9 protein-coding genes are annotated in these 13,551 nt (G+C 70.8%); 2 read left to right on the forward strand and 7 right to left on the reverse strand.

Annotated features, from left to right (window positions below):
* From FND50_RS18315 to FND50_RS18345, 7 genes are all read right to left on the reverse strand, one after another.
* A complete protein-coding gene (locus tag FND50_RS18315) occupies positions 1–4,296 on the reverse strand; it encodes a type I polyketide synthase (RefSeq protein ID WP_144286603.1) in 4,296 nt (1,431 codons plus the stop codon).
* Positions 4,293–4,577: an acyl carrier protein gene (locus FND50_RS18320; RefSeq protein WP_005241880.1), complete on the reverse strand. Its 285-nt coding sequence runs from the start codon at positions 4,575–4,577 to the stop codon at positions 4,293–4,295. The genes FND50_RS18315 and FND50_RS18320 overlap by 4 nt, the downstream gene beginning before the upstream one ends.
* Positions 4,578–4,606: 29 nt before the next feature.
* Entirely contained in the window at positions 4,607–6,358 is a 1,752-nt protein-coding gene (locus tag FND50_RS18325) for a fatty acyl-AMP ligase (protein WP_144286604.1), read from the reverse strand.
* A gap of 124 nt (positions 6,359–6,482) precedes the next feature.
* A complete protein-coding gene (locus FND50_RS18330; RefSeq protein ID WP_144286605.1) occupies positions 6,483–7,010 on the reverse strand; it encodes a hypothetical protein in 528 nt (175 codons plus the stop codon).
* Positions 7,007–7,588, reverse strand: coding sequence for a hypothetical protein (locus FND50_RS18335; RefSeq protein WP_144286606.1), 582 nt, complete (start codon positions 7,586–7,588; stop codon positions 7,007–7,009). The genes FND50_RS18330 and FND50_RS18335 overlap by 4 nt, the downstream gene beginning before the upstream one ends.
* A 59-nt stretch (positions 7,589–7,647) precedes the next feature.
* On the reverse strand, positions 7,648–8,358 hold the full coding sequence (locus FND50_RS18340; RefSeq protein WP_260850485.1) for a TVP38/TMEM64 family protein: 711 nt from the start codon (positions 8,356–8,358) through the stop codon (positions 7,648–7,650).
* A 49-nt stretch (positions 8,359–8,407) separates the two neighbouring features.
* Positions 8,408–9,229 carry a PaaI family thioesterase gene (locus tag FND50_RS18345; RefSeq protein WP_144286607.1) on the reverse strand — a complete coding sequence of 274 codons (822 nt, stop codon included), beginning with the start codon at positions 9,227–9,229 and terminating at the stop codon, positions 8,408–8,410.
* Positions 9,230–9,346: 117 nt separating this feature from the next.
* Here FND50_RS18345 and FND50_RS18350 point away from each other — a divergent pair, with 117 nt between their 5' ends.
* Positions 9,347–11,263: a methylmalonyl-CoA mutase family protein gene (locus tag FND50_RS18350; protein WP_144286608.1), complete on the forward strand. Its 1,917-nt coding sequence runs from the start codon at positions 9,347–9,349 to the stop codon at positions 11,261–11,263.
* The gene (gene scpA, locus FND50_RS18355; RefSeq protein ID WP_144286609.1) at positions 11,260–13,551 is read left to right on the forward strand and encodes a methylmalonyl-CoA mutase; all 2,292 of its coding nucleotides are present in this window, start codon (positions 11,260–11,262) and stop codon (positions 13,549–13,551) included. The genes FND50_RS18350 and scpA overlap by 4 nt, the downstream gene beginning before the upstream one ends.

Genomic DNA, 13,551 nt, shown 5'->3' on the forward strand with positions numbered 1-13,551 from the left:
CTACGCCGCCGCGACGAGCGTGGCGAGTTCTTCGGCGAGAGCGGCCACCGTGGACCGGATCTGGTCCTCCGTGTGGCACGAGGTGACGAAGAAGCGCAACCGCGCGAGGTCTTCGGGCACGGCCGGGTAGAGGATCGGGTTCACGTTGATGCCGCGCCGGAGCAGGGCGTTGGACAGTGCGAGGGTGCGGAGTGAATCCCCGACGATGCACGGGATGACCGGGGTGTCCTCGGTGTCCCCGGTATCGATTCCGGCGTCCGTGGCGAGCTGCAGGAAGAGCCGGGAGTTGCGACGCAATCGGTCGAGCGCCTCGGGTTCGGCGCGCATCTGCCGGATCGCGGCCAGGGACGCCGCGGCATTCATCGGCGTCATCCCGACGCTGTAGACGAAACCGGGTGTCGTGTACTTCAGGTAGCGGATGAGCGCGGCGCTGCCCGCGACGTAACCGCCGCAGCCGGCCAGGGCCTTCGACATGGTGCCGGACCACAGTTCGACGTCGTCGCGGTCGACGGCGAAGTGCTCGCCGATGCCCCCGCCGGTGGCGCCGAGCACCCCGATGCTGTGCGCCTCGTCGATCATCATCAGTGCCTGATGCTTCTTCTTCACCGCGATCATCGCGGGCAGGTCGGGGATGTCGCCGTCCTGGCTGTAGACGCCCTCGATGAGGATGAGGACCCGCCGGTACTGCGATCGGATGGCGGTGAGAAGGGCGTCCAGCGCGGCGTGGTCGTTGTGCGGGAAGGGACGCCGGGTGGCGCCGGACAGTGCGCAGCCCTGCAGGATGCTGTCGTGCGCGAGGCTGTCGTGGATGAGCAGGTCACCCTCCCCGAGGAGATGACCGATGACCGTGACGTTGGTGGCGTGTCCGCTGACGAGGGCGATCGCGTCCTCGGTGCCGAGCAGGCCGGCCAGTTCGGCCTCGAGTTCGCGGTGTACCGGCTTCTCCCCGGACAGCACACGACTGGCCGAGCAGGAACTGCCGTAGCGGGCGACCGCGTCCTGCACCGCCGAGACGACGGCGGGGTGCCCGGACATGCCGAGGTAGTTGTAGCTCGAGAAGTTGACGACCTCGGCGCCTCCGATCGTCGACGTGTCCCGCGTGACGCCGTCGTTGACGAGGAAGTACGGGTTGGTGACCCCGAGCCCCTCGGCCGAGGTCAGCCGGGTGGCGAGCGCCTGAACCTCCGGGAACTCCGCGATGCGGAACTCGGGTGCCACGGTCTGTTCCGGTTCCGGGACGGTTGTCACCGTGGTGCGCGGCCCGGGTGCGTGGTGCGCGGTCACGTGCTCGATGACATCGCCGAGTGTGCGACTCTGTGAGAACCAGGTCGGTTCGACGACGAGACCGGGGAATGCGCGGCTCACCCCGGCGAACAGGTCGGTGATCATGATCGAGTCGAATCCAAGGTCGCCGACGATCGTCTGTGTCGCCTTCAGTGCGGCTGCGGGGAATCCGCTGACCCGGGCGACTTCCGTGCGCACCCTGGTCGCGACGTCGCCGACCGCTGTCGCGGGACCCGCTCCGACGTCCGGCGTCGCGGGGGCGGGGAGGGCTACCGCGGGTACGCCGTGGGCGGCGGCGGCGAGAACGGCGGCCTGTTCCCGGAAGAGCGCGATCAGCTGGTCCATGGTGGTGTCCTCGGCTTCTCGTGTGACGGTGGGCGGTGCGGTGTCGGCGGTCTGCGCCGCGGCGGCGGGTGCGTCGTCGGGTGTCCAGAACCGGGAGGTGGTCGCGAACCGGTACCCGCTGAGGCGTCGGCGTACTCGGGCCTCCGGCTCGTACAGCGCATCCCACGCGGGGCCCAGTCCGTCCCGGTACAGGGCGGCGAGGGTGTCGGGGAGTTCGGTGCCGGTGGCGGCCGGGCCGGGGCACGGCGTCAGGTGCCGCGCGGGCGACTCGGGATGGGCGCGGGCGGTCAGCGGCAACAGGATTCGTGCGGGGCCCACTTCGATCAGGTGGGTCGGATCGCAGGTGAGGGCGGCCGCGGCGGCGTCCGCGAACCGCACGGTCGCCGTGATGTGGTCGGTCCAGTAGGCCGCGTCCATCGGTTCGTCGACGTCGAGCAGCCGTCCGCGTGTGGTCGAGAAGATCGGGATTGCGGGCGGCCCATAGCTGCAGTCGGCGGCGACCTCCGCGAACGCGTCCTGCATCGGCACCATGGCGGGGGAGTGGAAGGCATGCGAGACGGTCAGCCGGCGGACGAGGAATCCGGTGGCGGTCAGTGCGGCGCCGAGGTGTTCGAGCGCGTCGGCCGCCCCCGACAGCACCAGGTCCCGCGGCCCGTTCACCGCCGCCAGCGCGGCCGCGGGTTCGCCGGCGAGCAGGTCGGCGACCTCGTCCGCGGTGGCCCGGACCGCGAGCATCGTGCCGCCCGCGGGCAGGTGCTGCATGAGCCGTCCCCGCGCGACGATCAGCCGGCACGCGTCGTCCAGGCCGAACACTCCGGCGTGCGCCGCGGCCGCGTACTCGCCGACACTGTGACCGATCAGCCACGCCGGTTCGACACCCAGCTCGCCGAGCGTCCGGGCCAGCGCGTATTCGACCGCGAACAGGGCGGGCTGCGCGAACTCGGTCCGATGGATCTCGTCACCGGCGTCGAACAGCATCTCCCGCACCGAGCGGCCCAGATGCGGTGTCATCCGCTCGTCCACGTCGGACAGTGCGCGCCGGTAGCCGCCGTGGTGCTCGTGCAGTGCGCGGGACATTCCCGGGTACTGCGCACCCTGACCGGTGAAGAACCAGCCGATGCTCACCGGTCGGGCCGCGCCGGACAGCGACGCGAGCAGGTCTTCGTCGTCCGCGACCGCGCGCAGCGCCGCGACGGCGTCGTCCCGGTCGTGCGCGGTGAGCGCGAGGCGGTGGCGTCCGGATGCCTTGACCGTGTTGGTGGTCCAGCAGACCCGGCCCAGGTCGACGCCGGGACGTGCGAGATCGTCGGCCAGGACGGCGGCGTTGCGGGCGAGGCCGTCCGGGTTGTTCGACGACAGGGTGAGCACGCCGCCGCCGGCGCTCGCCGCGGCGGGGTCGGGGGCGGGCGCGGAGGCCAGCAGCATGTGGGCGTTGGTGCCGCCGAGCCCGAAACTGCTGACGGCGCCGTGCACATCACCGCCGGGCAGCGTCATCGGCTCGGACAGGAGCCGGAGGCCGTTGTCCGCCAGCCGGAGTCGCGGGTTCGCGTCCTCCGCGTGGCGGCTGGGCGGTACCACCCGGTGGTGCAGGGACAGGGCTACCTTGATCAGACCGGCCACGCCGGCCGCCCCCTCCGTGTGGCCGAGATTGCCTTTGATCGATCCGATCGCGCACGGCTGTGTCCGGGTCACCCCGTGGACGTGACCGAGGGCCTTGCTCTCGATCATGTCGCCGAGCACCGTTCCGGTGCCGTGGGCCTCGACGAACGCGACCTGGGCCGGCGTGACACCCGCACGGCGGTAGGCCGTCTGGACGACCTGCTGCTGGGCCCACCGGTTGGGTGCGGTGATTCCGTTGCTGCGGCCGTCGTTGTTGACGGCGCTTCCCTTGATCACCGCGTAGACCGGCAGGCCCTCGGCCTGCGCGTCCTCGAGCCGGCGCAGCACGAGTACCGCGACACCCTCGCCGCGACCGATGCCGTCGGCCGTTCCGCTGAACGGTTTGCACCGGCCGTCCGGCGCGGACAGCCCGGCCTGGGTGTAGAAGACGTTCACCGTCGGGGTCAGGGTGAGGTTGACGCCCCCGGCGAGGGCCTGATCGCAGTCCCCGGACCGCAGTGCCGCGCAGGCCAGGTGCACGGCGACGAGGGACGACGAGCAGGCGGTGTCGATCGCCATGCTCGGGCCCTGCAGGTTCAGGTGGTAGGACACCCGGTTGGCGGTCATGAAATAGCCGTTGCCGCTGCCGAGTTGGGGGGTGATACGCGAGGCGTCACGCATCTGGAGATTCCACTCGTTGGCCATGACGCCGACGTACACGCCGGTGTTCGACCCTGCCTGCGCCCGCGGGTCCAGGCAGGCGTCCTCGAAGGCCCGCCACGCCGCCTGCAGCAGCAGCCGCTGTTGCGGGTCCATCGCCGCGGCCTCGCGGGGCGCGATGCCGAAGAATTCGTGGTCGAACGCGTCCGCGTCGGCGAGGAACCCGCCGCTGCGATTGTTCACCGAGCCGGGACCGCCGGCGGCGTCGTAGACGTCGTCCGCGTTCCACCGCCCGGCGGGGACGCCGGTGATTCCGTCGCCGCCGCCCATCAGCAGCGTCCACAACGCGTCGGCGTCGGGTGCCTGCGGAAAGCGGCAGTCGAGGCCGACGACGGCGACGTCGGTCATGAGGCCGTCCGGTACCGGGCTGCTTCGCCGACGACGAAGACGGCCATCTCGGCGATGGTCGGATAGTCGAACACCACGGTGGGGTCGAGTTCGAGGTTCCAGCGGTCCTCGATCTCGCCGCACAGGCTCACCGCGGACACCGATTCGATTCCCAGTTCGGCGAGGGGCAGGTGGGGGTCGATCTCGCGCACCGGTTGTTCGGTGTGGAAGGCCACCCGTCCGGCGAGCCAGTCGATGACTGGTGCGTGGTCGCGCGGGGTGCTCTGTTCGGGGATACGCATCGGGGTTCTCTCTGGTCGGTGATCGGGGGTCAGGCGGGCGCTGCGACGGCGGTGGCCCGGAGGCGTTGCACCGCCGGGTCGATCTCCTCGTGCAGCACCGCCTCGACGCGGGACTGCAGGAACGACGCGCGCATCGATCTGCGCTGGACCTTCCCGCTCGTGGTGCGATGCACTCCGTGCCGGTCGACGAGCACCACGCTCGGCGCGTGGACGTCGAAGTCGCGGGCGACGGTGAGCCGGATCCGGCGGGCGAGGCCGGGCAGCGTCAGGTCGTCGATCAGCGCGGTCTTGACCTCGTGGATCACCAGCAGCCGCTCGTGCTGCCCGGTATCCATCGACAACACCACCCCGGCGGCACCGGTGAGCGCCGGATGCAGCTCCCGCACGGCCTCCTCGACGTCCTGCGGGTAGAGGTTGCGGCCGTTGACGATCAGCAGGTCCTTCAGGCGGCCGGTGACGTAGAGGTGACCGTCGTCGTCGGTCACCCCGAGGTCGCCGGTGCGCAGGTACGGTCCGTTGCCGGCGAGGGTGGCGCGGAACTTCTCCTCGGTCTCGTCGGGCCGGTTCCAATAGCCGGCGGCGACGCTGCCACCGGAGATCCAGATCTCCCCGACCCGGCCGTGCGGCAGCTCCCGGCCGGTGTGCGGGTCGACGATGCGGATGTCGCACCCGAACGGCCGGCCGCTGCTGACCAGCCGGACACCACCGCCCCTCGGGGTGAGCTCGTGGCGCTCCAACGCGTCGGCGTCGACGTCGAGATACCTTGGGGCGCAGCCCACCTCGCTCGCGGTCGCGAGCAGGGTCACCTCGGCCATCCCGTACGCGGTCAGGAACGCGCCCGCCGGGAAGCCGAAGGGTGCGAGCCGGTCGGTCACGGCGTCGAGAGTGCGTGGCCGGATGGGTTCGGCCCCGTTCAGCGCGACCCGCACCGAGGAGAGATCCAGCCCGGCCAGTTGATCGTCGGAGATCCGGCGGGCGACGAGGTCGTACGCAAAGTTCGGGCCGAGGGTCATGTCGGCGCGGTACCGGTCGATCAGCTGCAGCCACCGCACCGGCCGCTTGAGGAAGGACATCGGCGACATGAACACGAGATTGCCGCCCACGTAGATCGGCAGCAGCAGCATCCCGATCAGACCCATGTCGTGGAAGTGCGGGAGCCAGCCGGCGCCGGTCACCGTGTCGTCGGCGCCGTTCGCGCGGGTCATGGCCGCGGCGTTGTGCAGCAGATTTCCGTGGGTCACCATCACCCCCTTCGGTTCGCTGGTGGAACCGGAGGTGTACTGGAGGAATGCCAGGGTGTCGCCGTCGAGGTCGGGGAGCCGCCAGTCGTCGGGATCGCCCGGTTCGGTGGTGTCGGTCGCGGCGACGGAGACCGTGCCGGCGAGCCCGGAGTCGCGGATCCAGGTGTCGAGCGGCTCGGCTACCGCGGCGGTGGTGAGGACGAGGCGCACATCGGCGTCGTCGAACATCGTGGCGACGCGCTGCATGCTGCGCACGTCGTGCGGGACCGGGGCGGGGACGGCGACCACCCCGGCATAGAGGCAACCGAGAAACGCGCGGAGGAAGTCGATTCCGTCGACGTACAGCAGCATCACCGGATGCTCGGCCTCGGGCCGGGTCGACAGCCACACCGCCAGCGCGCGTGCGTCCCGATCCAGGTCACGGTAGGTCACGTCCTCGGCGACGAGTTCGCGGCCGACCTCACGGTGGTAGATGTAGGACCGGTCGTCGCCGTACGTGGCGACCTGGGCGCGGACGTGTGACACGAAATCGGTAGGCACGAAATATTTCTCCCTCGATGCGGACGAGTACGACTCTCGTCCGCATCGGGCAGCGCTCCCACCACCCCCAGGGCTGGTTCTGTGCCCCCCGGGGGTGAATGTCCCGCACCGGTGGCGGGGACGGCTAGGTGATGAGGGCGCGTCCCGTTCCGCACACCGCGATCGCCCAGAGCACGCTGGTGAACGTGCCGATGATGAATTGTTCCGACGCGTGCGGTTCGCGCAGCTCGGGGTAGCGGGCCAGTCCCTTGACCGCCAGGACGACGGCGATCCCCTCCGGCCAGCCCGCGAGGATCGAGGCCGCGACGGCGGCACGCTCGAGGAGTCCGATGATCCGTCCGCCGCGCAGCGGCCCGGCGTCGGGCCGCTGGTCGGATCCGGCGTCGGGTTGGCGGCGCGCGATGCGGAACGCGGCGAGCACGAGGGGTGCCCCGCCGGTGGTGGCGGCCGCGACGCACAGGACGAGGGTCGCGGCGAGCGCGAAGCCCGTGACCGGGGTGGTGGCGGAGGCGGCGAGCGCGGCGACGGCCAGGGCGAGCGCGACCACGATCGGCGCCGCCCACTGCGACATCCAGCGGGGGCTGCGGGGCGCCGCGAGGGCCAGGGGTGCGGCGGCGGCGACGCCGAGCGCGATGAGTGCGAGGGTCGTCACGTGTCCGCCTTGCGTAGGAGTCGTTCGGCCAGTCGTCGTCCGGCGGTCTCGACGTGCCAGCCGGCGGTGGAGAGTCGTTGGGAGACCGCCTGTTTGCTGATGCCCAGCGCGCGGGCCGCCTCGATCTGGGTGGATCCGTGCCGCATCTGTTCGACGGCCTCGCGGCCCTCCTCGGTGCGGCGCGCGACGAGGACCGCGACGAGGGTGAGGGCGGTGTCGGCGTCGGCGGCGCTCTCGGGGTCGGAGCCTTCGACGGCCACCCGGCCGGGGGCGCTCTTGGCGCGGTCGACGGCGACCCGTGCGGATTCGAACGCGGGGCCGCGACCGGCCCGGGTCTCGGCGGGGAGGGGTTCTTCGACGGGTCCGGCGCCGATGCCGATGCTCCAGTGTTCGCGTCCGACGAGGTCGAGTGCGAGGTCGACGACGGTGGCCGGGTCCGCGACGACGGCCTGGACCTCGTCGCCGGCGGTCCGCTGAAACGGGCGGACGAGGTCACGGTTCGCGAATTCGGTGAGGAGTTGGGCGACGCGGTCGACGTCGCGGCGGCTTCCGCGCTGGTCGACCGTCAACACGAACATGGGTCAAGGTTAGAAACTGGATATTAATATGTCAAGACTCAAAGCTTGACTAGCTGGGTTCAAGGCTGCGCTATTGACTCGTCCTCGGCGGGGCAGTCGACGGCCACGTCCGGCATCGTGTCGCCGGAACCGTCCAGCGGCCGCCGGGAGTCCACCACCAGCCCGGCGATTCCGATGACGATGCACACCGCGGACAGCACGAGAAGTCCCGGCTTCGTCTCCCCGGTGAGGGCGTCGCCGAGAACGACGATGCCGACGGTCCCCGGCAGCACACCGACCACCGTGGCCAGCACGTACGGGACCAGCCGGATCGAGGACACCCCGGCGCAGTAGTTCACCACGGAGAACGGGACGAACGCGATCAGTCGCAGCGAACCGACGGCGAGCCAGCCGCGCCGGGCGATCCGCTCGTCCACCCGGCGGATCGTCGGATTGGAGATGCGCTGCCACACCACGTCCCGGCCGACGGCGCGCACCAGGTAGAGGGCGAGCACCGCACTCACCGTCGATGCCAGCACTGCGATCGCGATGCCCAGCCACGCACCGAACAGCAGACCGGCACTCAGCGTGAACACCGTGCGGGGGAACGGGAACACCGTCACCAGCGCGTGCACGGCGAAGAAGACGAGCGGGAAGGCCGGCCCGACCGACCGCGCCCATTCCCGCACCTGCAGCACGGACGGGTGCGGGGCCAGCAGCGCCACGACGACCAGCGCGACTGCCAGTACGGCGACGCCGATCACCCTGCGGTCCCCGAGGCGTCTCTTCACAGGGCATCAGGCTACCCGGGTGACCGGGGCGGGGCGCCGTGAGCGCCGGTCAGGACAGGCGTCGGCGCCCGGTCACGGTCGCCTCGACGCAGATCCGCCCGCCCGCGGTCCCGGCCACCCGGGCCACCGCCACCGAGCGGCCCGCCCTGACCACGTCCGCGGTGAACGTCGTGTCGCGGTCGAGGGGAATCGGACGGAAATAGTTGATCCGCACGGACGCCGTGTCCATATCCGCGCCGGTCCGGCTCAGGGCCGCGTTCGCCGCGAGGTCCATCGCGCACCCCTGGACGCCGCCGTGCATGAACCCGAGTTTGTTCGCGACCAGCGGGTTGGCCGGCACCACGACCCGCACGTCGGGTCCGTCCTCGATCCGCCCGCCGATCCAGTCGAGCGGCGCGACCCCCGGTTCCGGGAAGTCGGGGAGGGCCGACCCGTCCGCGCCCGGCGCCGGCAGGTCCACGAAGTTGCCCCACAGGGTGCCGGTGGCGATCAGGGTGCCCGCCGAGTCGTGGACGCGGGCGGTCGAGGTGCCGCCGTCCGCGGTGAGTGCGAGGAGCCGCCCCTCGGCCTGCAGCGTCGGTCCCTGCCACCGCCGGGGTGTCACGACGTCCACCGACAGCTCGGCCGAGACCAGGCCGTCGCGTGTTCCGCGCCGGTCCCAGACGGTGAATCCCAGGAGATCGTCGAGCAGCACGGCGAGGACGCCGCCGTAGGCGGTCCGGGCGGTATTCGGGGCGAGCGCGCCGATGTCCATGCTCATACGATTGAGGGGTTCGCCGCGGTCGTCGACGTCCCGGGTCGGCGCGCCGAGACCGAACAACCGCTGCGTGGCGGTGCGATCGGTGACCACCGGTTCCTGCGCAATGCTCATGACCTGAGGTTATGCATTGTGTGGTGATCCTCACGATAGGGGGCGCCGAACTGCGGCTAGCATCACAGTCACACAATGTATTGATCGATCGCTCATCAGGGAGAGGAAGCCGACACCGTGTCATTAGCTTCAGAAGCCGAGGAAGCTGCGCGGGCGTACGCCGACTGGCAGCACTCCGTGGCCGGAGTCCTCGCGAAGTCGCGTCGGATCGACGCCGCGGAACTCGGTCCGGAACCCCAGAAGCTCCTCGAGACCGTCACCTACGACGGTGTCACCGTCGCGCCGCTGTACAGCCCGCGCGACGAGCGTCCGGAGCAGCCCCTGCCCGGCACCTTCCCCTACGTGCGTGGCGCGGACGCCACCCGGGACGTGAACGCGGGCTGGCTGGTCAGCGCCCGCTTCGGCGAGGGCGCGGAGGCGGCGGACGTCAACCGCTCCGTCCTGGACGCCCTGGAGAACGGTGTCAGCGCGCTGTGGCTCGCCGTCGGAGGCGCCGACCTTCCGGTCCGGTCGCTGGAGACGGCGCTCGACGGGGTGCTCCTCGACCTGGCCCCGCTGACCCTCGACGCCGGAACGGACGCACCGCTCGCGGGGCGGGCACTGTTCGCGCTGCTCGACGCGCGTGCCGCGGCGGGTGACGGGGTCACCGACCGCACCGCAGTCCGCGTCGACCTCGGGACCGCCCTGCTCACGAGCGCGTTCTCCGGTGCCGCCGACGTCGAACTCGGCGATGCGGTGGCTCTCGCGGCCGAGTCCGCGGCGCGTTCGGAGAGCGTGCGGGCAATCACCGTGGACGGCACCGTGTTTCACAACGCCGGCGCGTCCGACGCCGAGGAACTCGGTGCGGCGATCGCGGCGGGCCTCGAATATCTGCGGGCCCTCACCGAGAGCGGCCTGACCATCGGGCAGGCGCTCGGGCAGCTCGGTTTCCGGTTCTCGGCCACCGACGACCAGTTCCAGACCATCGCCAAGTTCCGGGCGGCGCGGCTGGTGTGGGCGCGGATCGCCCAGGTGTGCGGCGCCTCCGACTTCGGCGGCGCCCCCCAGCACGCGGTCACCTCGGCCGCGATGATGGCGCAACGCGATCCATGGGTGAACATGCTCCGCACGACGCTGGCCGCGTTCGGTGCCGGTGTCGGCGGCGCGGACGCCGTCACGGTGCTGCCGTTCGACGCCGCACTGCCCGCCGGGGCGCTGGGTGTGTCGAAGACCTTCGCCGCCCGCATCGCCCGCAACACCCAGCTGCTGCTGCTCGAGGAGTCGCATCTCGGCCGGGTGCTCGACCCGGCGTCCGGTTCGTGGTACGTCGAGGACCTCACCCAGCAGGTGGCGGCCAAGGCGTGGGAGTTCTTCCAGCAGATCGAGGCGGCGGGCGGCTACGTCGCCGCGCTCGATGCCGGTCTGATCGGTGACCGGATCGCGTCCACCCGCGCCCAACGTGATTCGGACATCGCGCACCGCAAGACCACCGTCACCGGGGTCAACGAGTTCCCGAACCTCGCGGAAGCCCCGCTGCCCGCGGGCGCCGCCGAGACCGGGAGCGTCGCCCGGTACGCCGCGGCGTTCGAGGCGCTGCGGGACCGCTCCGACGCCTACCTGGCGGCGCACGGGGCGCGACCCGCCGTCTTCCTGGCCCCGCTCGGCCCCGTCGCCGAGCACAACGTGCGGACCACGTTCAGCACGAACCTGCTGGCGTCGGGCGGCATCGAGGCCCGCAATCCCGGTCCCCTCGCCATCGGTGACGGCAGCATCGCCTCCGCCGCGAAGGACTCCGGCGCCGGTATCGCGGTGATCTGCGGTACCGACAAGCGGTACGCCGCCGAAGCCACCGCCGCGGTGGAGGAACTGCGCGCGGCCGGTGTCGGCACCGTGCTGCTCGCCGGCCCGGAGAAGGTCGTCGCCGACGCGGACGGCTCCGCCCGGCCCGACGGATTCGTCACCGCCCGTATCGACGCAGTCTCGGTCCTGTCCGGCCTGCTCGACACCATCGAGAGCTCGAGTGACTCCTCGGGCGACACAGGGAGCAAGAAGTGACTACTCGCGAGGTCAAGCACGCGATCGGCAGCTTCGCCGACGTGCCACTGGAGGATCCGCAGTTTCCGCAGCCGCCCGCCCCGACCCCGGAGCAGACGGACGAGCTGATCGCATCCGCCGCGGCCGCCAACCACTACAGCCCCGAACAGGTGGTGTGGTCCACCCCCGAGGGCATCGACGTCAAACCCGTCTTCACCAAGGCCGACCGCGACGCCGCCGAGGCCGAGGGCTACCCGGTGGGCAGTTTCCCGGGCGCCGCACCGTTCGTGCGCGGACCGTACCCCACCATGTACGTGAACCAGCCGTGGACGATCCGCCAGTACGCGGGCTTCTCCACCGCCGCCGAATCCAACGCCTTCTACCGCCGCAACCTCGCGGCCGGGCAGAAGGGTCTGTCGGTGGCGTTCGACCTGGCGACGCACCGCGGCTACGACTCCGACCATCCGCGGGTGCAGGGTGACGTCGGCATGGCCGGGGTGGCGATCGACTCGATCCTGGACATGCGTCAGCTGTTCGACCACATCCCGCTCGACAGCGTCAGCGTCTCGATGACCATGAACGGTGCGGTGCTGCCGATCCTCGCGCTGTACGTCGTGGCCGCCGAGGAGCAGGGTGTCGCCCCGGAGCAGTTGGCCGGAACCATTCAGAACGACATTCTGAAGGAGTTCATGGTCCGCAACACCTACATCTATCCGCCGAAGCCGTCGATGCGGATCATCTCCGACATCTTCGCGTACACCAGCGCGAAGATGCCGAAGTTCAACTCGATCTCCATCTCCGGCTACCACATTCAGGAGGCCGGGGCCACCGCCGACCTGGAGCTGGCGTACACCCTCGCGGACGGTGTCGAGTACATCCGTGCCGGCCTCGACGCCGGCATGGAGATCGACAAGTTCGCGCCCCGGTTGTCGTTCTTCTGGGCGATCGGCATGAACTTCTTCATGGAGGTCGCGAAGCTGCGGGCGGGTCGCCTGCTGTGGAGTGAACTGGTCGCGAAGTTCGAACCGAAGTCCGCGAAATCGTTGTCGCTGCGCACCCACTCGCAGACGTCGGGCTGGTCGCTGACCGCGCAGGACGTCTACAACAACGTGGCTCGCACATGTGTCGAGGCGATGGCGGCGACGCAGGGGCACACCCAGTCGCTGCACACCAACGCGCTCGACGAGGCCCTCGCGCTGCCGACGGACTTCTCCGCCCGCATCGCCCGCAACACCCAGCTGCTGCTGCAGCAGGAGTCGGGGACCGTCCGTCCCATCGACCCCTGGGGCGGATCGCATTACGTCGAGTGGCTCACCCACCAGCTGGCGAACCGGGCCCGCGCACACATCGCCGAGGTCGAAGAGGCCGGCGGCATGGCGCAGGCGATCAGTGAGGGCATCCCGAAGCTGCGGATCGAGGAGGCCGCGGCCCGCACGCAGGCCCGCATCGACTCCGGCCGGCAGCCGCTCGTCGGCGTCAACAAGTACGTGCCGGACGAGGCCGACGAGATCGAGGTCCTCAAGGTCGAGAACTCGCGGGTCCGCAAGGAGCAGCTCGAGAAGCTGGACCGGCTGCGCGCCGACCGCGACTCGGACGCCGTCGAGGCGGCGCTCGCCGAACTGAGCCGCGCCGCGGCCACCACGGAGGCCGGGGCGAGCGAAGCGACGGGTCATGTCTCGATGGAGAACAACCTGCTGGCCCTGGCGATCGATGCGGCCCGCGCGAACGCCACGGTCGGCGAGATCTCCGAGGCGCTCGAGAAGGTGTACGGGCGTCACCAGGCCGAGATCCGGACCATCAGCGGTGTGTACCGGGACGAGGCCGGAAAGGTCGACAACATCAACAAGGCAACGGAACTCGTCGAGAAGTTCGCGGAGGAGGAGGGCCGGCGTCCCCGTGTCCTCATCGCCAAGATGGGGCAGGACGGCCACGACCGCGGCCAGAAGGTGATCGCCACCGCCTTCGCGGACATCGGATTCGACGTGGACGTGGGACCGCTGTTCCAGACCCCGGAGGAGGTCGCCAACCAGGCGGCCGACAACGACGTCCACGTGGTCGGTGTGTCGTCGTTGGCCGCAGGTCACCTCACGCTGGTGCCTGCGCTCCGGGAAGCCCTCGCCGCGGTGGGACGTCCCGACATCATGATCGTGGTCGGGGGCGTCATCCCGCCCGGCGACTTCGCCGAACTGTACGAGGCGGGTGCCGCCGCGATCTTCCCACCCGGGACGGTCATCGCGGACGCCGCCAGCGGCCTGCTCGAGAAGCTGGCCGCGCAGCTCGGCCACGACCTGACGGGCACCCCGGAATAA

Origin of the sequence: Rhodococcus sp. WB9 (assembly GCF_007558985.1) — a bacterium.
GTDB lineage: Bacteria > Actinomycetota > Actinomycetes > Mycobacteriales > Mycobacteriaceae > Rhodococcus_F > Rhodococcus_F opacus.